The sequence below is a fragment of the Shewanella sp. BC20 genome (genome assembly GCF_003129585.1).
In the GTDB taxonomy this organism is placed as follows: domain Bacteria; phylum Pseudomonadota; class Gammaproteobacteria; order Enterobacterales; family Shewanellaceae; genus Shewanella; species Shewanella seohaensis.
On the sequence record NZ_NHRI01000009.1, the window covers coordinates 113,267 to 132,531 of the forward strand.

General features: G+C 48.0%; 18 protein-coding genes. 10 read left to right on the forward strand and 8 right to left on the reverse strand.

Annotated features, from left to right (window positions below):
* Positions 1-19 precede the first annotated feature (19 nt).
* The 3 genes from menH to CBX96_RS11185 form a co-directional block, all read right to left on the reverse strand.
* Positions 20-823, reverse strand: coding sequence for a 2-succinyl-6-hydroxy-2,4-cyclohexadiene-1-carboxylate synthase (gene menH / locus CBX96_RS11175; RefSeq protein WP_109286740.1), 804 nt, complete (start codon positions 821-823; stop codon positions 20-22).
* Positions 823-2,544, reverse strand: a complete 1,722-nt coding sequence (gene menD, locus CBX96_RS11180) for a 2-succinyl-5-enolpyruvyl-6-hydroxy-3-cyclohexene-1-carboxylic-acid synthase (protein WP_011624488.1) — start codon at positions 2,542-2,544, stop codon at positions 823-825. The genes menH and menD overlap by 1 nt, the downstream gene beginning before the upstream one ends.
* A 174-nt stretch (positions 2,545-2,718) precedes the next feature.
* Positions 2,719-3,687, reverse strand: a complete 969-nt coding sequence (locus CBX96_RS11185; RefSeq protein WP_011718683.1) for a LysR family transcriptional regulator — start codon at positions 3,685-3,687, stop codon at positions 2,719-2,721.
* A 414-nt stretch (positions 3,688-4,101) separates the two neighbouring features.
* Here CBX96_RS11185 and CBX96_RS11190 point away from each other — a divergent pair, with 414 nt between their 5' ends.
* The 4 genes from CBX96_RS11190 (at position 4,102) to nrfD (ending at position 6,746) form a co-directional block, all read left to right on the forward strand.
* Positions 4,102-4,575 carry a DUF2726 domain-containing protein gene (locus CBX96_RS11190; protein WP_011624486.1) on the forward strand — a complete coding sequence of 158 codons (474 nt, stop codon included), beginning with the start codon at positions 4,102-4,104 and terminating at the stop codon, positions 4,573-4,575.
* Positions 4,576-4,652: 77 nt separating this feature from the next.
* Positions 4,653-5,117, forward strand: a complete 465-nt coding sequence (locus CBX96_RS11195; RefSeq protein ID WP_011624485.1) for a nitrite reductase — start codon at positions 4,653-4,655, stop codon at positions 5,115-5,117.
* Between the two features lie 4 nt (positions 5,118-5,121).
* Positions 5,122-5,808 carry a 4Fe-4S dicluster domain-containing protein gene (locus CBX96_RS11200; RefSeq protein ID WP_109286741.1) on the forward strand — a complete coding sequence of 229 codons (687 nt, stop codon included), beginning with the start codon at positions 5,122-5,124 and terminating at the stop codon, positions 5,806-5,808.
* Complete coding sequence (nrfD, locus tag CBX96_RS11205; RefSeq protein ID WP_109286742.1) at positions 5,805-6,746, forward strand: cytochrome c nitrite reductase subunit NrfD; 942 nt, start codon at positions 5,805-5,807, stop codon at positions 6,744-6,746. Before CBX96_RS11200 ends, nrfD begins: the two co-directional genes overlap by 4 nt.
* A gap of 264 nt (positions 6,747-7,010) precedes the next feature.
* Here nrfD and CBX96_RS11210 read toward each other — a convergent pair whose 3' ends face one another.
* Positions 7,011-7,442 (reverse strand): Lrp/AsnC family transcriptional regulator, encoded by a 432-nt coding sequence (locus CBX96_RS11210; protein ID WP_011624482.1) that lies wholly within the window; start codon positions 7,440-7,442, stop codon positions 7,011-7,013.
* A gap of 227 nt (positions 7,443-7,669) precedes the next feature.
* Here CBX96_RS11210 and yjeH point away from each other — a divergent pair, with 227 nt between their 5' ends.
* Positions 7,670-8,938 (forward strand): L-methionine/branched-chain amino acid transporter, encoded by a 1,269-nt coding sequence (yjeH, locus tag CBX96_RS11215; RefSeq protein ID WP_109286743.1) that lies wholly within the window; start codon positions 7,670-7,672, stop codon positions 8,936-8,938.
* 72 nt (positions 8,939-9,010) lie between these two features.
* Here the strand turns inward: yjeH and CBX96_RS11220 are convergent, their stop codons facing one another.
* Entirely contained in the window at positions 9,011-9,622 is a 612-nt protein-coding gene (locus CBX96_RS11220) for an energy transducer TonB (protein ID WP_109286744.1), read from the reverse strand.
* 295 nt (positions 9,623-9,917) lie between these two features.
* On the opposite strand from CBX96_RS11220, the gene CBX96_RS11225 reads away from it, so the two are divergent.
* Positions 9,918-10,742: an HDOD domain-containing protein gene (locus CBX96_RS11225; RefSeq protein WP_011624479.1), complete on the forward strand. Its 825-nt coding sequence runs from the start codon at positions 9,918-9,920 to the stop codon at positions 10,740-10,742.
* An 89-nt stretch (positions 10,743-10,831) separates the two neighbouring features.
* Here the strand turns inward: CBX96_RS11225 and CBX96_RS11230 are convergent, their stop codons facing one another.
* Positions 10,832-11,293 carry a TerB family tellurite resistance protein gene (locus tag CBX96_RS11230; protein ID WP_109286745.1) on the reverse strand — a complete coding sequence of 154 codons (462 nt, stop codon included), beginning with the start codon at positions 11,291-11,293 and terminating at the stop codon, positions 10,832-10,834.
* 96 nt (positions 11,294-11,389) lie between these two features.
* The gene (locus tag CBX96_RS11235) at positions 11,390-11,917 is read right to left on the reverse strand and encodes a DUF2780 domain-containing protein (RefSeq protein WP_109286746.1); all 528 of its coding nucleotides are present in this window, start codon (positions 11,915-11,917) and stop codon (positions 11,390-11,392) included.
* A 190-nt stretch (positions 11,918-12,107) separates the two neighbouring features.
* Between CBX96_RS11235 and CBX96_RS11240 the strand changes: the two genes are divergently transcribed.
* Both CBX96_RS11240 and CBX96_RS11245 read left to right on the forward strand, forming a co-directional pair.
* Positions 12,108-12,815, forward strand: a complete 708-nt coding sequence (locus tag CBX96_RS11240) for a hypothetical protein (RefSeq protein ID WP_011624476.1) — start codon at positions 12,108-12,110, stop codon at positions 12,813-12,815.
* A 36-nt stretch (positions 12,816-12,851) separates the two neighbouring features.
* Positions 12,852-14,309, forward strand: a complete 1,458-nt coding sequence (locus tag CBX96_RS11245) for a DUF4145 domain-containing protein (protein ID WP_109286747.1) — start codon at positions 12,852-12,854, stop codon at positions 14,307-14,309.
* A 3-nt stretch (positions 14,310-14,312) separates the two neighbouring features.
* On the opposite strand, the gene CBX96_RS11250 is transcribed toward CBX96_RS11245, so the two are convergent.
* The gene (locus CBX96_RS11250) at positions 14,313-14,663 is read right to left on the reverse strand and encodes a hypothetical protein (RefSeq protein ID WP_109286748.1); all 351 of its coding nucleotides are present in this window, start codon (positions 14,661-14,663) and stop codon (positions 14,313-14,315) included.
* A 444-nt stretch (positions 14,664-15,107) separates the two neighbouring features.
* On the opposite strand from CBX96_RS11250, the gene CBX96_RS11255 reads away from it, so the two are divergent.
* Together CBX96_RS11255 and CBX96_RS11260 are read left to right on the forward strand one after the other, a co-directional pair.
* Positions 15,108-16,979: a methyl-accepting chemotaxis protein gene (locus tag CBX96_RS11255; protein WP_086903544.1), complete on the forward strand. Its 1,872-nt coding sequence runs from the start codon at positions 15,108-15,110 to the stop codon at positions 16,977-16,979.
* 389 nt (positions 16,980-17,368) lie between these two features.
* The gene (locus tag CBX96_RS11260; RefSeq protein WP_109286749.1) at positions 17,369-19,240 is read left to right on the forward strand and encodes a methyl-accepting chemotaxis protein; all 1,872 of its coding nucleotides are present in this window, start codon (positions 17,369-17,371) and stop codon (positions 19,238-19,240) included.
* The last annotated feature ends 25 nt before the right edge of the window (positions 19,241-19,265 follow it).

A 19,265-nucleotide genomic window follows, 5' to 3' on the forward strand; every position in this document is an offset into this window, starting at 1 on the left:
TTCCCTAAATTTATCTGTTTCAAGTCATCGATTTTTTAAGCTTGAGTGCGCTTAAGCAAGCGACTAACGCCGCGGGATTGGCTTGATGTATGTTATGCCCAGCCTGTTCAATCTGATGCAAGATGATGGGCTGTTGTGCTTGCCAATCCTTTGCTATGGCGGTGAATTTCGCATCTTGGCTGCCAGCAAAAAAATGGCATTCACAGCCAAGGCTTGCAGGTACATCCCAGAGAGAGGCTTGGCGAGCCAGCGATGTGGCTAAAAAGATCTGCTTTAGTGTCTGCTTGGGATGTTGGTCTAGCAGCGCCGCACGCTTGGCTATCAAGGCATGCCGCGCCTTGTCGGACATATCGGCAAACACCGCTTGTTGGTACCAAAGCTGTAAAAAATCCCGACTGCTTAAGCTGAGTAAGCGTTTGGCCCACAGATTGTCGTTTTTACTGCGTGCGGCTTGCTCTGCGGTATCGGTTAGCCCGGGATGACAGGACTCTAGCCATAAGCTCAAAATGCGCTGCGGATACGCCTTGGCAAGATGCAGCGCGATGCGGCCGCCGAGGGAATAACCGTAGAGATAAAAGGATTCAATACCAAGGCGATCGAGGCGGCTGATAATGTCCTGAACACAATGCTCAAAACCATTGGCGAGCGTCGATGGCAGCTCATGCTGATTATCGCCGTGTCCGGGTAAATCGAGGCAGATACAGTGAAAATGCTGGCTCAGTTCGGGGATAATCGGCAGCCAATCGGCCTTAGTCCCTAAAAAGCCGTGAAGCAGGACTAAGTTTGGCTGCGAGACTTCCCCGTAACGGGCCACGGTTGGCATTAGCTTTGTTTCACCCATAAATTCAGCGCGGCGATCTGCTCGCTGGCTTGGTGTTGGCTTACACTGACTTCGATCACCGAGGCTCCCTGATAATCGAGCGCTTCGTGATAACAGCTTTGGAAGTCAGCTAAATTATCCACTTGATTATATGGCAGATTAAACATGGCAGCGGCGTAACCAAACTCTAGACCATGGCTTAAGCGGTAGTAATCACTGCGCAGTTCCTCATTAGGGACGGGCAAGAGATTAAAGATATTGCCGCCGTCGTTGTTGAGAATAATGATCACCAGCGGGCTGGTTAAGCTGCGGGCAATGGCAAAAGAGTTGAGATCATGCAGCTGGGATAAGTCCCCAATAATCAAGCTCGTGGGTTTACCTTGATGCGCGGCAATGCCGCAGGCGGTGGCCAGTAAGCCGTCGATCCCCGATGCGCCACGGTTGGTGTAAGTGGTGGCCGTGCAACAACTCACTGGGGCGTACATATCGTATAACCGCACGGGCAGACTATTGCCGATAAACAATTGCTGCTCTAACGGCCGCGTATTGGCAATGGCGCGGATAACCTGTGCTTCACCAAACTCTCCTTGATCGATATTACGTACAAATAAACTATGTAATTCATCGTTGTAGGTGACTAAGGTGTTGGCCCAATTAGCCGAAGAGGAACGATACCAATTAAGTTGAGCAAATTGCGCGGCGTTGGCGTGCCAAATGTGTTTGGCATTATGGCTTGGGTCGAGCCTGTCCTGCTGTGGCAGCACTTGCCAGTAACTGTGCCAGTTTTGCTCGGCAAGGTAAGCAATCAAACGCTTGGACAATAAGCGCCCACCAAATACCAGCACGCGGTCCGCCTCTTGCAACAGATTGCGCGCCTTAGGATGTTGCAGTAGTTGGTCAATATTGCCTATCGCCGCGGGATGTTGCCGCAGTTGTGACTGTGCATCGGTCAGCAATGGCCAACCAATCTTTTGCGAGAGGGCGATAAGTTGCTGTGGATCTTGCTCCGGCGTGAGTGTACCCGCGATGATGACGCCCTTACCGTGGACGAAACGCATAATGGCATCATCGCTCGGGCTACTGAGCTGTTCACTCTTACCGTATTGAGTGTAGGGTCTGGCGTGTTGCAGCCAAGTTTGCAGTGGCCTCAGATAAGGCGATTCGCTATCGAGAATGGTGCCACTCATCTCACTCGGATATAGAGGTTCGCGGTACATGCAGTTGATGTGCACTGGGCGTGTTTGGTTTGCCACCGCCTCATCGAGGGTTGTGAGCAACATCTGCGGCGCAATGTGCGCATCTGGCGTGGGCAGGTTTACCTGCTGGGCATAATTGGCAAAAATCGCCGGTTGCACTATGGCTTGGTTGGCGCCGCAACCGAGTAACTCTGGTGGCCTGTCACCGCTTAAGACAATCAAGGGCACATGGGTCAACCAAGCTTCGACTATCGCAGGATAAAGGTTGGCGACGGCCGTGCCTGAGGTGGTGATAATCGCCACGGGGGCGCAGCTGGCTTTGGCTAATCCGAGGGCCATAAAACCTAAGCCACGCTCATCGAAATGCAAGTGACGTTTAAGCTTGGTTTGCTGAGCCGCCGCTAAGGTTAGCGGTGTCGAGCGTGAGCCCGGTGCCATGCAGACATGCTGCACACCAAGACGTGCTAATTCTTCCAGAATAAGTGCGCCCCACATCAGGTTCAGTGTGGCTGTGTTTTCGGTTCGCATAGCAAGATCTATCAGGATAAAGATGGGCTTAGTGTAACGTGTTTGGCGGGCAAGATGTATGCCTGGCTTAACAAAACTTGGGTCGACACTGTGGGGGATGAGGTGGAGCCTAAGCTAAGGCAGAGTATGCCTATCACCTCGTATTACAAGATGAAAAATCAGGATAAGGAGCCGCTAAATAATATGGTCGACAATTTTCTTTATCTGTCCGCTTAGCCAGAGCAAGTCCTCATTCACCTTATTCGGTTGGTTTTTTTGCACGAGGAAAATCGTTGGCGCTTCGGTATGGGCGTACAAACGTTCGGCCTCCAGTTGCGACAGCTGACAAGTGTGTAACTCGGGAATATCGCTCACCATCTCGTAAACCACTCGATAGGGCAGTAATGAAATTGTCTGACTCTCGCCAAGATATTCGAACAGGCTAGAAATACTGGTAATGGTAATTTCAGTATTGAGTTTTATGCCATTTTTAATGCAGAACTCCTGATATGGGCTGAGGCGAGTGCTGGGGTTGCCAAGATCTGTATTGACATAGGGATACTCGGCAATGCTCTCAAGCGTGATTTCGCGTTTAAAAATCGGATGGTTACGGCTGGCTATGAGGTAAACCTTGTCCATGCGTTGCAGCGTCGTGGTTTGCAACTTATCACCAAAGGCCGCCACATCGGCGGTGCTTTTATTGCAGCAAATGCCTAAGGCCACATCGCCATTGATGATGTCCTGTGTCGTGTGCAGCGACCAAGGGGTGATATTAATCTGCATCGGCTTTTGTTCTTCCTTAATGGCCTGCATTAAGGCTTTAGGAAACGCATAGGCAATGAGGCCTGGCGCAGCAATTTCAACATGGGTTTTGACTTGGCTTGCATTTGCCGCGCGCACCTTTTGAAATTTATCCGAGCATTCTATGGTTTGTTTCGCAATAGGATATAAATGAGTTACAAACTCATTTGGAAATAAACCGTATTTTTTACGAATGAAAAGTTCATCGCCAAATGTTTCCCGCAGATTTTTTAGGCTGCGACTTATTTTGGGGGCAGGGATATCTAACGCCTTTGATACATAGGTTGCAGATTTGTTCTCATATAATGAAACCAATATTTTTAAACTCAAAATATCGAGGTTGTCCATGTTATTAATATGCATTTTTTATATTCCTTAATATTGGGCAAGCACTAGATAAGCAAGGAATTATTATGGTGTTGGTAATTAAAATTAATGTGAAACCAGTCTCAAGTCTAGCACCTTTTTTCTATCTATGTGTAACAGGAAATTTAGATTTGAATTTTTTATTTTTCAAAAAACATCTTTAATTTAATTTGAAATTTTAGTATGTGATATTTGACTATTTGAATTTCAATTTATTAATTAACCATTATCAATATGTGCATTTTAGATTTATGTTAAACGGTAATGTGTTCTGTATCTTAACTTGTTGTTTATGTTTAATTTTGTATTTTTAAATGTGACCTATGTCAAAAAAATAAATGGGATTAACAATAATACTGAAGCTGCTTTAAAGGAGAAAACAAAAATATAATTGTGTTATTGGAGGCGTATATGAACACTTCAGTCATTCTCAGCTATGCGTTTATGTACTTTGTACTATTCGTCGCAGTTCCATTCGTGTTTGTAATGTTTGTCATGACTTGCATTAAGTTTTTTAGAGCAGATCCTGATGACGCTCATCATGAAATGAAACTCAAACCAGTGTTATTTGATGAAGAAAGCTTCAGCTTTTTTAAATCACTCAAAACTGTCGTAGAAGGTAAATATGATGTCTGCTGCAATGTGCCGTTAGACACTGTATTTGATATGGACCAGCATGATGCTGATTTAAATCACGAATGCCGTCTCGACTATGTGTTGATTGACCATGACTCTTCTGAAGTCAAAATGGTGATCAGCGACGCTGGTAAGCAAATTAACTCACCCATGAAAAAGCTGTTCAGTAAATTCAATATTGGCTTTATTGAAATGAACCAGCATAAACAGTGGGATACCCAAAGCCTTAAGCAAGCTTTAGCCGTCTGACCACGACTGTCGGGTTCGGAGCCTTCCGAACCCTGACTTCCTCTGTATTTCCCCATCTATCAATATGAGGACTCGCTATGTCTACACGACAATGGCTGTGGTCATTACGCTTGGGTGTCGTTGCTGTATTGCTCAGTTTTTCTGCTACGAGTGCTGAGCCTGCTAGGCAAATTAACAGTGATGCTTGCATGAAGTGTCATAAGCGTAATGGTCAAATGTTAGGGCATCACGGCCAAGATGCCATGAAAATGACCTGTTCCAGTTGTCACGGTGAAAAGGGTGATCACCCTAAAAAACCAAATGATTTAGTGGTGTTTGGATTAAATGAAGCATCCGAAACCACAGTGCAATTACAGGCATGCCAAAAATGCCACAGGCCCGCCAAACTCAGTTCCCAAGAGTGGACGCATAATGTGCATGCGCAAAAAGTGGCGTGCGCCGCTTGCCATAAATTACATAGCCCAACTGAACCTATGGCCGACATGACGCCTAAGGTTCGCAGTGAGCTGTGCCGTAACTGTCATACAGGCCAGCAGGAGTAAGGTTATGGAAAATTCAAAAAGAAGATTTCTCAAAGGGACATGCGCCCTGTTGGCCGGCGCTTCGGGAGCGACCCTACTCGCGACTGTTAGTGCTTCAAATGAGGCGAAGGCCGAACCCAGCGTGAAGTATGCGCTGGTCCACGATGAGACTAAGTGCATAGGTTGCAAAGCCTGTGAGGTTGCATGCCGTGAAACCAACCAGGTGCCCGAGGGCGTGGCGCGGCTAAAGATAGAACAAACCGGACCTTACGGAGAATATCCAAACCAGTTTTATCACTTCAGTCGTAAGTCTTGCCAGCACTGTGAAGATGCCCCCTGTGTCAATGTCTGCCCGACCGGTGCCGCTTTTATCGATAAAGAGACGGGAATCGTGTCGGTGGATGCGTGGAAGTGTGTGGGCTGTCAGTATTGTATTGCGGCTTGTCCCTACAAAATTCGCTTTATCAATCCCGTTACCCATGCTGCGGACAAGTGTGATTTTTGCCGTGAGACTAATCTGGCCCAAGGTAAACAGCCCGCCTGCGTCGCGGCTTGTCCAACTAAGGCCTTAGTGTTTGGCAATTTAAAGGATCCGAGTTCACAGGTGGTACAAGTGTTGAAGGCTAACCCGACCCAAAGGGCTAAGGTTGACCTAGGAACGCGGCCAAAACTGTTCCGCATTGTGGCTAAATCAGGGGAGGTAGCAATATGAGCGCCCTACATTTTGATACGCTAGTATGGCATTGGCCGATCGCGATTTACCTGTTTTTAGCCGGCGCATCGGCCGGCGCCATGTTCTTTGCGGTGTTACTCAAACATTTTGTGTTAAAGCATAACGCCTACCAGTCTGGCTTTGTACAAGCGGCCTGTATTGTGGCGCCCGTGGCTGTGATGGCGGGTTTGGGCATCTTAGTCTTGGACTTAACTAAGCCCTTCGATTTTTGGAAGATCTTAGTCTTCTATAATCCCAAGTCAGTGATGTCGATGGGGGTGCTGATCCTACTGATTTACCAAGTCTTTATGTTTATGTGGATTGGCTTGTTATTCCGTAAACCTATCGATGCTTGGTGTGAGAGCCGCTTTCCCATAGTGCTGAAGTTCACCGCCTGGCTGAGCCGCTTCGAGGCAACGATTACTGGTTTGTTGGTGATCTTCTCCCTCGCGCTTGGGGCTTATACCGGCTTTTTACTGTCGGCCTTGCCCGGTTATCCGATGTTGAAAAACCCTGTGTTGCCGCTGCTGTTTTTGGCTTCGGGGCTTTCATCGGGCGCCGCATCTTCCCTCTTGGGTGGCGTGTTGCTTAACGCCAACCCCAATGCCAAGGAAGTACACTTTATCCATAAAGTTGAGATCCCATTGATTTTGGTGGAGATAGTGCTGATTTTCACCTTCTTTATGGGGCTCGTCTTATCGGGAGGTCAGAGTAAGTTTGCCGCATTCAATGCGATAGGTTATGGCTTCTGGGGATGGGTCTTCTGGATTGGCATAGTTGGGCTGGGATTATCGGGACCACTGGCGATGAACCTATTTATGACGGCCACTTCCAAACGCAAATGGGCTTATGTGGCAGGCACCGCATGCTTAAGTCTCATTGGTGTACTACTGCTGCGTAACTTTATTCTCTACACGGGGCAAATGACGGTCGTTTAATGGGGCACGGTTTGCCCAAGTTAAAGATAAGAAGGAATAACGGCGGATGGCGAAGCGGTGTTTAAGGAATGCACTGTGAGTTAACCTCCTTTGATTACACTGGCTGAAGTAGTTAAAGGTGGGTTGCCTTGTCGCGATTTGCTGTCACAGGGAGGTTATTGGGAAGGGAAGCCATATTTTTGATATTGTTTGCCCTGCCTCCACAAGGGCCTCGCCACCTTTATTCCTTAGGGGTGGCGTTTCTTGTTTGGGGGCAAAGCATGCCTATTCACCCGCGTTATTTATCCACTCGCTCATCACCACATGGGTTTTGATTTTAATGATGTCCGTGTGGGTATCGATATATTCACGAATTTCATGCAAGCGGCGCATCGACGGGGCATGCACATACACCAGTAAATCCATATCGCCGGATATACCGCGGCAAGTGATCACCTCGGGGATGGCATGGAACACATGTACCACATCGGCGCAGCGTGGGCATTTATGCTGAATTTCGAAATAGGCCGACACTCCTTCCTTTTGCGATTCGCTCAGCAAAACCTGATAGCCGCGGATCACCCCAGTTTGCTCGAGTTTTTTTATCCGCTCGGCAACCGCACTACGGGAAAGGTTAACCTGCTCTGCGATACTGGAGACACTCTGGCGGGCATCTTGTCGCAGGCTGTGGATGATGGCGGTATCAAACTTATCCAACTTGAGCTCCGATAAAAACGGGTTGTAAAAAAGTACGAGGCATATCGCCAAGACAGGCTAACATGAGTTGAGTACCATTCGCTGAGGCTGCGCCGTCATTTTGCCGGAAATATGCGTTTTTGCCGTCATTTTGCCGGTATTTGCCATGAAGAACACTGAGATTGACGGCAGATTGCGGCGTAAAATCTCACTATACTGACGGCTTCAAAACCACTGAATTTTAACAGATGAACTCACATAGCGGAACTATAGGACGTTGGCAAGGCGCAGGCTTGATGGCCACCACTTTGCTGGGCACAGGGGTGTTTATTCTCCCGCAAATGACAATTGACAAAGCCCAGGCTGGTGCGCTTATCGCGTGGTCACTCCTGACCTTAGCCATTATTCCGGTGGCACTGATTTTTGGTCGATTGGCGAGTGTCTTTCCCCATGCTGCGGGTCCCGCTTATTTTGTCGAAAAGGCTTTTGGTCGCACCGCTGGCCGTACTATTGGGCTGATTTTTTTACTGGTGGTGCCCATGGGGGCGCCGGCCGCGATTTTGATGACCTTCCAGTTCGTTAATGCACTCATCCCTTTAGATGGCTGGTCTAAGGTGGGCGCTGAGGTATTAGTGATTTTAGGCTTATTCCTGCTTAATCTGCGTGGTATTCAAGTCTCGGCCAAACTGCAATTTGGCTTAACCCTTTGTATTGTGGCGATTGTGGTGCTGTTATTCGGGGCGAGCAGTGTGCAACCTGGGCACTTAACCTCATTAGCGAGCTATGGCACGCCAGAAATCCCCACCATTATGATTGCCGCAGGTATCGCCTTTTGGAGTTTCCTTGGGATTGAGGCCATGACTCACCTCGCCGATGATTTTCGCCGCCCGCAGCAGGATATGATCCCAGCGATGATGATGGGTACTGTGCTGGTGGGCATTATTTATGTGGCCTGTACCTTGATTTTACTGTTAGTGCCGACCGATAAAAGCGTGGCCATGATTGGCGTGTTCGATGCGCTTTTGGGTGGCTATGGCGCACAAGTGATAGGTGTATTGGGGATTGCCAGTGGTCTTGCTACGGTTAACGTGTATGCCGCCAGTGCCGCACGCCTAATCTGGAGCTTTAGTAACGAAGGCATTTTGCCGCGCTGCTTTGCGGTAAAAAATCGTCACGGAGTGCCTATCCGCGCCTTGGCGGCGTTACTCAGCGTGATGGCGAGTGTGATAGTGCTGACCCACACCACGGGCCAAGAGCTCGAACATTTGATAGCTTGGAGTAATGGGGTGTTCGTGGTGATTTATTTAATGGCGATGTTAGCCGCGGCTAAGTTATTGCCCCGCAGTAACTTACCCTTAGTGGTATTAGGTTGTGGCTTCTGCTTGGCCTTAGGTATCGCGCTTGGGGCAAGTATGGCCTACGTGCTGGTGTTGATCTTGTTCGTGGCACCATTCCTGTGGTGGCAAAAGACGCATATCAGTCGCAAACAGAGCTTAGCGGTAAATAAAGCGTCTTAGTGGCCGAAGTGCTGAACTATCACTGAATGACGGACCAGAACGCCAAGCATCGTGCGTTCTGGTCCCTTGGCCTTAAATCTTCTGATCCAGTTTAAAGTCGAGCTGCACCTGTTGATTCAGCTGTGGCACGGCCTTGCCCGAATCAAACTTAGGTTTGTATTTCCAGTTTTGCACCGCTGACAGTGCCGCCTTATCAAACACTCGCTTCGGATTAGCATCGAGCACGCGCACATTGCTGACGCTACCATCTGCCGTAATATCAAATCCCACGACCACATAACCTTCCTTGCCATTTTGCGCCGCATCAATGGGATAGCGAGGGGACACTTGCAGCACAGGTAAGGCTTCGGCCGTCATTGCCGATTGGGTAAAGAGTGTGGTTTGGCTCGGCATTTCGGGAGTAAAAGTTTGAGTATTGAAGTCGACGAGTTGATTGCTCTCACCCGGAGCGGTAACGCGCTCCCTAGCCGGAATGGGTTTAGGTGGTTCGGGTTTACGGTTTTCCTTAGGCGGAATGGGTGTTCGCTCGCTCATCAAAATATTGATTTGCGGTGCATCGCTCGCTTGCCCGCTCAAGGGCTGCGGATTATGGATAAGTTGCGCCATAAACACGAACAAACCTAAGGTGATCAGTGCGCTAACAAGGATAATACCAGTGCGATTAACGAGTGCATGTTGGCCCATAGTGTTTCCTTACAATGGATGAACAAGATTTAATCTATATCACCTATCACTAAATTTTAGAAATATTTATTTACAAATAAGCATAGTTGTTGAGCAATTTTTGACGGGCTGGAATGGCATAAAGCACGAGCCAATCGCGCTTGCCGAGCGGATTTGTGGCAATCACTGCCTGCTTTCAATATCGTTTGAAGTAAGACAAAAGTGCCAGACGCCATTGATATACGGCGATATCTTTGCAAGCGCGGCTAAACTCTGTGTTCTATATTTTGATCATTCATGTCGAAGGAGAATAAATATGGATTCTGCTGCGCTACTGAGTCGAGTCGATGACTTACCCCGTTTACCTAAAGCCATCAGTGAGCTGCTTGAAGTAGTTAACGATGATAATGCCACGGTCAAAAATATTGCGACTAAGGTGTCCCACGATCCCTTGATCAGCGCTAAGGTGCTGAGGCTGGCCAATTGCGCCCACTATGGCCACAGCCGCGAGGTGGGCAGTATTGACGAAGCCGTTGTGCGCCTTGGCATGCAGACGCTGCGGACGTTAGTCCTAGCGTCGGCGGTGATGGGCTCAGTGCCTAAATGCCAAGGGGTCGATCTCGCGCAGTTTTGGGGGCAGACCTTTGAAATTGCACTCTATTGCCAAGAGATGGCCAAACGTTGTGGGGTACAGCCCGATGAGGCCTTTACCTGTGGGATCCTCCATCGGATTGGTGATTTACTGATTGCGGCGATTTCCCCCGAAGATGCCGAGAAGATTACCGAAGCCGTCGCTCAGGGCAAAGATAAGCATACGTTTGAGCGTGAACTGCTCGGCTATGACTCGCCCGATATTGGCGCCCTGTTGGCCCAAAACTGGAAATTCACCCCCGCGCTGGTGCAGGGGATTCTTTATCAGGATCACCCCAAGGATTCGAATCCGTTTTCTAAATTGGCCGCCTTGTTGTGCCTCGCCTATAAAGTGCTGGAGGAGTGGGACAGCATAGATGATGACGATAAAACCAGTTGGTTATCGCAATTAGCGACCAAGAAGGGCTTAAAGATGGAAATGGGGGGATTGCGAGTCAAGTTAACAGAACTGAGAGGCGCTGGATTCGAAATAGGTAAGGCCCTTGCTTAAGACTGTTTAACCCGCAAACGGCAATTTAAAACGTTAAACTCAAAGCATGAATGGCAGCACTGCGATTCATGCTTTTTTATTGGGCGCTTTTAGTGTGCCGCTTGGGTCGCTTCGATAGCCTGATTACGCATCTGGATCAGTTCACTGTGTTTGAGGTACAGCAAATCGGCGGTGCGGCGAATAATTTGATCTTCGTACTGGGAGAGTTGTCCATCGGCATAGGCTAATTGCCACATAGCTAACAGCAATTGTTGTTTTTGCTCCAAGCTAAATTCGGCATTGATGGTATTGGTAAACTCAAACAGCGAGGTAGCATTACCTTGGGCTTTTTTCGCTTCTTTAATCAGTTCATTGGCTTCCTGCGCTGGCATCGACAATGTTTCTGTCAGCAAGGTCGGCAGTAACGCCATTTCTTCTGCCGCGAGGGTTTCATCGGCAAATACCACTTCGAGCAACATGCTCGCGGCCGCCAACTTCAGCTGGTGGGCTTTCTCCTCGGGGGAGATGGCCTGGGTGTGGGATTGAAGGAATCGTTTCAGCTTAGCAATCATAAAAGGGCACTGCTCTGGCAAGAAGGGATAACTAAATAGAGTGATTTACGGCGCTAAAGTTCACCCTAAGCCGTGTGCTTAGGGTGAAAGCGAAGATTACAGCAGAGAGTTTAGGCCCTTCATCAGCAGATCTGAGCTGCCTTCGGCGCCATTTGTCTCAAGATAAGACTTGGCGATATTGATCATCGGCATAGCGAGATCTTTAGAAATACCTAATTTTTCAAAAGCATCTAACACCATTGCGCTGCCTTGAAGGGAAGATCCAATATTGCCAGCCTTAGACAATAGACCTGAAACGCCTGAGTTAGCGTCAAGCTTTGGCGCTGCGGCTAATAGGCTGTCGGCATTAGGAATGCTGGCGGCTAATTTGGTGTAATCATTCGAACCTAGGCTAGACTGGGCTAGGCCTAACAGGCTGCCTAAACCGCCTTCGGCTTGGTTTTGGCTTAAACCGAGTTGCGACATCACGCTACCGACTAACTCGTTAGATTGAGTCGCGGTACCTGTGGCCACTTTTTCTGTTTTTGCTTGTGTTCCTGCGAGGTTATCTAACCAGCCTGCACTGGCGGGAGCCGCTAAAAGCGTGGCGCTGAACAGGATTGAGAGAGTGAGAGTGTGTTTCATGAGTGGCATCCTTTGAGGGTTTGCGCGCAATAAAGGGCCACAGTGTAACGGCTTTGCGACTTTTGTTGCAGTCCTTTTCTGTGATTTACGGTTCACTCAAGTGATTTGTGTTGTGCATTGGGGCGGGATTTTGGGTATCCTTAGCGGCAATTCACGGTGTTAATTTACTTCAATTATTTTGGAAAGGCGCATGTCACTATCCGCAATTTTGACCGAAGCTTATAACTTTTTCCGTAATCATCTCACTCAGCTTGCCATGCTGACAGTGCCATTACTGTTAGTGCAGGTGGGGATCCAGCTGTGGCTAGGTACAGAGATGAGCAAAGTTGATCTGGAAAACCCACAGTTTGGCGCGCCACATATGATCGCCATGATGCTACTGTTATTGATTTTTTCGGTGCTGATCGCCGCATTAACGCTATTTTTAGAGCTGAGATCCCAGGGACATAATCCCCCGACGGGTATGGTATTGAAGGCCAGCTTACCCTTTGTACCGCCCCTGCTGCTGGCGGGCGTGTTTTCGGGACTGGCGATTTTAGCGCCTGTCATGCTATTTGCTGCGTTCGGTCCACTGTGGTTAGTCGGCCTCGTCATCAGTTTCTATCTGTTTGCGCGACTCGCCTATGTGAACTTTATGGTGGTGGTTGAACGTCTTACACCTCTGGAAGCCATTAAGGCAAGCTTTAGCTTTAGCGGTCCTATCGTACTGAAAACTATCGCCTTATTGATGCTTTATTTGCCGCTTTCTGTCGTGGGGGCTCAGCTCTCTGGCGCGGCTTCTCTTGGCGGCCTGCCAGTGCAAATGTTGGCGGATACCTTGATGGCATTTATCGGTCTATTCGTGAACTTAGCTCTATTCCGCCTGTATATGGTGACGAAAAAGCCTACCGCGGAATAATATCAACTGAGTACATTTGAACTGAGGTAAGGATTTATGGGGACAGGGGCTGAGTTACTGGATAGCGAATTTATCCAAGGGTTTTCGGCCTCTCTCCTCGATGATTACCTCAACGCTAAAAACTATGTGCAGGATGTGCCCACTCAGTCACTGCTGCATATCCGCAGTTTTACCCATAGGCTGACTGAACTACTCGGTCAGGATAAAGCCGTCTCCTTCACCAGTCCTAACCTCTATGATCGTATCGAGCTGTTAAACCAAAAGCGACTGATCGATGTGAAGACGACTAGAGCCTTGCATCGCCTGCGTGGCGATGGTAACCGTGGCGCCCACCCTGAAAAATACCATTTAACCCAAGAACAATTGCTCGCCTTGGCCCAAAAGGCCATCAAGGATGTGTTGGCCTTAATTGAGCACTTGTATCCTAAGGTGGTTGGGCGTGCGGCTCCCGCTTATCGTTACCAAGCCAGCGATGCAGTTACCATCAAAGATCTCTGTTACCGCGCGGTGATGGAAGACGACCCTGAGGCACAATATCTTGTGGGGATTTCTTTTAAAACCAAAGCATTAATGCTTAAAGAACAAGAGCTTGCCTTGGCTGACCAATCCTATGGTAATGAAGATGAAAATGGCCCAGCGGTAAAGGAAGTGGCGCAAAAAGCCAGTGATACCTTTGCTAAAGCTGCCTATTGGTTTGCCCTTGCGGCGCCAAAACATTCGGATGCCCTCTATGAACATGGGGTGGGGCTTATCCATGGCTATCAAGGCCAGGCCGATGCCATTCAGGGCGAAGCTGCAATTGCCAAGGCTGCTCAGGCGGGCGTTGTCAATGCAATGGCGTTACTCGGGTATTTTTATCTGGTGGGCAGCGAGTCATTTAAGCCGGATTTAGTGCAGGCGAAGCACTATTTGCAACTGGCGGCCGAGGGCGAGCAGACCGAAGCCATGGCGAATTTAGGTGTGCTTTACTATCAGGCGAAAGATCTGACCCAAGCCTATCATTTTATTAATAAAGCGGCGCAAGCGGGTTATCCCCATGCCCAGTACCATTTAGCCTTAATGCTCGCTAATGGCGATGGTTGTAAGCGCGATCCTATTGTGAGTGAATATTGGATGGCTGAAGCGGCGGAACAGGGCCAACTCGATGCCATGCTTACCCGCGCACAACACATGCTAAATGATGAAAGTGGTTTGGGTGGCGATGTAAGTCAGGCGGAGCGTTACCTGCGTGAAGTGATTAAATACGGTCACAGCGTGCCAGCCATGATTGAACTGAGCATGGCACTCGCAGACGGTATTTTAGGGCGCATCGATGTGGTGGGCTCTGCGGCGCTGCTCAACCTCGCGCGCCGACATGCCAATAGCAAAGAGGCTGAGATTATTGAGCCCCTATGGCAATCACTCGCATTGCAAGTTGATACTGTGTTGGAAATGACCCAAGATCCCGGCGAGATTCAAACCCTGAAGCGCGCCAAGGATCTGCTAAGCGTTTAGGGATTAGCCTTCATCATTTTGATGTTCAAAGGTGCGACCAGTGTAGTGCTTTGCATGGGTTTCGCGCACCACATTCGTGGAACGATAAAACTTAGTCTCTTGGCTCGCCGCTTCCCTTGCTTGCGTCTGCGCGCGATGTGCTTGTTCACGATTAAACTTACTCATTTGGCGCGCGACATAAAAACGGCTAAATAGCACGACACAGCCGAGTGCAATCGCGCCGAATAAAAGCACAAAAGGTAATAAAAACAGAGATAAGCAGATTAGGCTGATGCTGATCGCCATGGCTAACCAAGCCCGAGCTCCTGAAATGCGTGGCTGAAATGGGCTCTGTTGAAATTGTTGATAGATCATAAGAACTCCTAATCAAAATGGGCGAGGCGGAAAACGAGTAAAGCCATATTGTAGAGTGGATGTCACCAAGCTGGCGCCATCAATGGGCCTCTTTCCCAATGCTATGGAGGGTCAGTGTGCAATAAATAATCGGATTGGGTCACGTTAATTTGGGTTAATTTACGTTGTTTTACGTCTCTGAAGCCGAAATTGTTGTGCCTTTTGTTTGGCTGTGATCTTTGTGTTTTCCTGAGGTTTGTTTTTGGTGTTGTTTAGTTATCTTAATGTTTTTGCTTAATTATTTGTTATTCCGACTGTAACGTATTCTTTGTTTGTTGTGCAATATGTGCGAAAATTTAGCCGATATTTTGATTGGTTTTGGCTAAAACTGTAAATTTACGACGTTAACTGCCTGCCTCTCATCATTACCTTCCTTCAGTGCTGTGTAAAACCGTAGATACCAAAATGAACTCATATTCGCTTAAACAAAAGATCCTGATTTCGGTCGTGATCGCGCTTTCCCTCGTCATCGGCTCACTGTCTTGGCAAAGCTACTCCAGTCAAAAATCATTGTTATTGCAAAATAGCCTAGAGCAGGTGCAGCGCTTGGGTGAACAACAGGCCGAGCGCATTCAGGAGTGGCTCGCAGGACGCCAAGATATCGTAGGCGCATTGGCCTCTAAGGTTGAAGGTAATAGTTTAAGTGCATTACAGCAGGCGCAGGCCTCTGGGCGATTCCAGCTGACCTATTTTGGTACCGAGACTGGGCAAATGTTGGATTCAGATCCAAGTATCGACCGCATGGGTTACGATCCGAGAACGCGTCCTTGGTATAAACAGGCGATGAATGAGCGCGGCCTCATCCTGACAAAACCCTATGTCGACGTGGCCTATAACGTGTTAGTGGTCACTATGGCACAGGCGACCTCGCAAGGTGTGGTGGGGGGCGATCTCTCAATTGCGAGCCTAGTTGAGAGCGTGAATCGTATGACTCTTCCCGCCAATGGCTATGCGATCATGATGCACAAAGACGGCACTGTGATTGCTTACAAAGATGCTTCAAAGGCCATGAAGCCTGTCGGCCAAATCGACAACGATCTGAATCATGATTTACCGCAGCAGAGCCGCAAAGCGGGAACCTTGCTGCCCATGTATTTTGAAAATGAGGGCCGCGACAAGTTAGTCTGGGGCGTCGATATTCCCAATACCGATTGGGAATTGGTGATAGTGCTGGATAAGGAGACCCTAGAGGCGCCGTTAACCGATCTTCTGCTGACGCAATTTGGACTTTCCGCCGTTGTGTTACTCCTGAGCGTGTTGGCGATTTCTTGGTTGGTTAATCTATTGCTAGGTCCACTCGGACGCGTGTCTCAGGCACTGGCACGCATTGCCGACGGCAATGGCGATTTAACTCAACGCATCGAGGTCGACACACAGGATGAGGTGGGCGTGCTAGCTGATAGCTTTAACCGTTTTGTCGGCAGCCAGCACCAACTCATCAGCCATATTCGTCAGTTAGCGAGCGAGCTGGATGCGGATGCCGAGCGTAGTCTTAAAACCAACCATATTGCCGTGGCAGAGTTGCAACGTCAGCAGCAGGAAGTGGCTATGGTGGCAACGGCTGTAACCGAAATGGCAAGCGCGACCAATGAAATTGCCGCCAATGCGGAAAACACTGCGACAGCGGCGCAGCAGTCGGCCGCGAGCAGTTTCCAAGGTAAAGAGTTGGTCAATAAAACCCGCAGTTCGATCAATTCCCTAGCCGATGAAGTCGCTCAGGCAACAGACGTGATTGAAGATTTAAGTCGCCATGCTCAGTCGATTTCTAGCATTTTAGCGACTATTCAAGGGATTGCGGAGCAGACCAACCTGTTAGCACTCAATGCGGCGATTGAAGCTGCCCGCGCGGGTGAGCAGGGACGTGGTTTTGCCGTGGTTGCCGATGAGGTTCGGGTATTGTCGCGCCGGACTCAAGATTCGACCCAAGAAGTACATGCGACTATTGAAACCCTGCAACGCACTACTGCAAAAGCCGTGAGTTTGATGGAAAGCAGTCAAATGCTCGCAGGCAACAGCGTGGAAGATGCGAATGCCGCTGCGAAGGCATTGGAGGAGATCACCCAAGCCGTAAATGTGATTTCGGATATGGCAGGCCAAATTGCCACTGCCGCCGAAGAGCAAACCCAAGTTACGGGGGAAATCACCCAAAATACCGTAGCGATAAAGGACGTGACCGACGAAATCACCGAGGCCGCGAAATCAGATCTGACTCAAGCCCAAGGATTAAAGGCGCGCGCGAATGATCTTAATGCACAGGTAGCGACTTTTATTCTCTAATCCAATCTTAAAACTATTCCGACAGATAGTCATTTCTCTTCAATATAAGTGTCAGTTAATAAAATTGGCACTTATATTTACATTAAATTGATAATCTATTATTTGAATTTATCTCTAATCCGTTAGCATTAATATGCGATATTTTATGATTCATACTAGTCATATTGCATATTTAACTTTAAATAAGCTAAGCGTTCTGTTAAGTAGGACTTAAACATTAATATCTAGATGTTTAATTATCTTGGCTTTTATTGTGAATTTGTTTATTTTTGCGATCAAGAGTAAATACGTAAGTTGTTAATTCACGTATTTTGGTAAGCTAAATGCTGCTTTGAATAATTTTTATTCGAAGTAGGGCGGTTATCCTGTGTTTATTTGCGAAATATCCTATGAAATCATATTCATTAAAGCAGAAAATTCTTTCGTCCGTTATTCTTGCTCTTTCAGCAGTGATTTTACTACTGTCGTGGCAAAGTTATACCAGTCAGAAAAAAGTGCTGTTAGATGTTAATTTAGAGCAAGCTCAGCGTCTTGGAGAGCAGCAAGCGTTAATCATAAGTGAGTGGCTTTCAAGTCGTCAGCAAATTGTGAAAGCGATGGAAACTCAGCTAAACCATGACATTGTGCAAGCAATGAAGCAGGCGAAACAATCGGGAGGTTTTGAATCAACATTCTTTGGGGAGTCTGACGGTAACATGCGGGACTCTGAGCCTGCGACCGACTATACCAATTTCGATCCTCGTACTCGCCCTTGGTACCAAGAAGCTATGCGAACTGGCGGAAGTGTTTTAACTAAGCCTTATCTTGATACTGCATTTAATATTCTGGTGGTGACTTTGGCTGAGCCTGTTGCAGGTGGTGTTATTGCTGGAGATTTGTCGATTAATAATCTTACTGAAGAAGTTAATCGAATGGAGTTACCTGCAGACGGTTATGCCATCATGATGCATAAAGACGGCACCATTATCGCTTATAAAGATCAAACTAAAACACTAAAGCCTATTAGTGATATAGACAATGAGCTAAATAGTAATTTGTCAGAATTAAGCCGAAAAATTGGCACTTTGCTTCCTATGTACTTTGAAAGTGAAGATCGCGATAAGTTAGTTTGGGGTGTTGATATTCCAAATACAGATTGGAAATTAGTCCTTGTACTGGATAGAGAAACACTCGAGGCACCACTCTCTAGTTTGCTACTCACTCAGTTTGGATTATCGACACTTGTATTAATTTTAAGCGTATTAGCAATTTCTTGGTTAATAAGCGTTCTACTCGGTCCATTGAGCCGAGTATCTCAGGCGCTCGCACGTATTGCCGATGGAAATGGGGATTTGACTCAACGTATTTCCGTCGACACTCAGGATGAGGTGGGCGTGCTGGCTGATAGCTTTAACCGTTTTGTCGGCAGTCAGCATCAACTGATCAGCCATATTCGTCAATTGGCAAATCAATTAGATCAAGATGCTGAACGTAGCCTCGTGACGACACAATCTTCGGTTGCGGAGTTACTGCGTCAGCAGCAGGAAGTCGCTATGGTGGCAACGGCGGTGACCGAAATGGCGAGTGCAACCAATGAAATTGCTGCCAATGCGGAAAATACCGCTACAGCGGCGCAGCAATCAGCTGAAAGTAGTTTCCAAGGGAAAGAGTTAGTTAATAAAACCCGCAGTTCGATCAATTCTCTCGCCGATGAAGTTACTCAGGCAACTGAGGTCATTGAAGATTTAAGTCGTCACGCTCAGTCTATCTCCAGTATTCTAGGCACAATTCAAGGGATTGCGGAGCAGACCAACCTGTTAGCACTCAATGCGGCGATTGAAGCTGCCCGCGCGGGTGAGCAGGGACGTGGTTTTGCCGTGGTTGCCGATGAGGTACGGGTATTGTCTCGTCGTACTCAAGATTCAACCCAAGAAGTACATGCGACCATTGAAACCCTGCAACGTACCACAGCAAAAGCCGTAAGTTTGATGGAAAGCAGTCAAATGCTCGCAGGCAACAGCGTAGAAGATGCGAATGCCGCCGCGAAGGCATTGGAGGAGATCACCCAAGCCGTGCATATCATTTCAGATATGGCAGGCCAAATTGCCACTGCCGCCGAAGAGCAAACACAGGTCACGGGAGAAATCACCCAAAATACCGTAGCGATTAAAGATATTACCGACGAAATCACCGAGGCCGCGAAATCGGATCTGACTCAAGCCCAAGGATTAAAGGCGCGTGCGAATGATCTCAACGCCCAAGTAGCAACTTTTATTCTCTAAGTGTGTTGAGTTGAATCAGCCCAGG

Excerpts from the sequence above, each read along its gene's own strand:
- CBX96_RS11200 (WP_109286741.1), top strand. The coding sequence starts at position 5,122 with ATGGAAAATTCAAAAAGAAGATTTCTCAAAGGGACATGCGCCCTGTTG.
- CBX96_RS11260 (WP_109286749.1), top strand. The coding sequence starts at position 17,369 with ATGAAATCATATTCATTAAAGCAGAAAATTCTTTCGTCCGTTATTCTT.
- CBX96_RS11240 (WP_011624476.1), top strand. The coding sequence starts at position 12,108 with ATGTCACTATCCGCAATTTTGACCGAAGCTTATAACTTTTTCCGTAAT.
- menH (WP_109286740.1), bottom strand. The coding sequence starts at position 823 with ATGCCAACCGTGGCCCGTTACGGGGAAGTCTCGCAGCCAAACTTAGTC.
- nrfD (WP_109286742.1), top strand. The coding sequence starts at position 5,805 with ATGAGCGCCCTACATTTTGATACGCTAGTATGGCATTGGCCGATCGCG.
- yjeH (WP_109286743.1), top strand. The coding sequence starts at position 7,670 with ATGAACTCACATAGCGGAACTATAGGACGTTGGCAAGGCGCAGGCTTG.
- CBX96_RS11225 (WP_011624479.1), top strand. The coding sequence starts at position 9,918 with ATGGATTCTGCTGCGCTACTGAGTCGAGTCGATGACTTACCCCGTTTA.
- CBX96_RS11235 (WP_109286746.1), bottom strand. The coding sequence starts at position 11,917 with ATGAAACACACTCTCACTCTCTCAATCCTGTTCAGCGCCACGCTTTTA.
- CBX96_RS11230 (WP_109286745.1), bottom strand. The coding sequence starts at position 11,293 with ATGATTGCTAAGCTGAAACGATTCCTTCAATCCCACACCCAGGCCATC.
- CBX96_RS11255 (WP_086903544.1), top strand. The coding sequence starts at position 15,108 with ATGAACTCATATTCGCTTAAACAAAAGATCCTGATTTCGGTCGTGATC.
- CBX96_RS11190 (WP_011624486.1), top strand. The coding sequence starts at position 4,102 with ATGAACACTTCAGTCATTCTCAGCTATGCGTTTATGTACTTTGTACTA.
- CBX96_RS11185 (WP_011718683.1), bottom strand. The coding sequence starts at position 3,687 with ATGCATATTAATAACATGGACAACCTCGATATTTTGAGTTTAAAAATA.
- CBX96_RS11195 (WP_011624485.1), top strand. The coding sequence starts at position 4,653 with ATGTCTACACGACAATGGCTGTGGTCATTACGCTTGGGTGTCGTTGCT.
- CBX96_RS11245 (WP_109286747.1), top strand. The coding sequence starts at position 12,852 with ATGGGGACAGGGGCTGAGTTACTGGATAGCGAATTTATCCAAGGGTTT.
- menD (WP_011624488.1), bottom strand. The coding sequence starts at position 2,544 with ATGCGAACCGAAAACACAGCCACACTGAACCTGATGTGGGGCGCACTT.
- CBX96_RS11220 (WP_109286744.1), bottom strand. The coding sequence starts at position 9,622 with ATGGGCCAACATGCACTCGTTAATCGCACTGGTATTATCCTTGTTAGC.
- CBX96_RS11250 (WP_109286748.1), bottom strand. The coding sequence starts at position 14,663 with ATGATCTATCAACAATTTCAACAGAGCCCATTTCAGCCACGCATTTCA.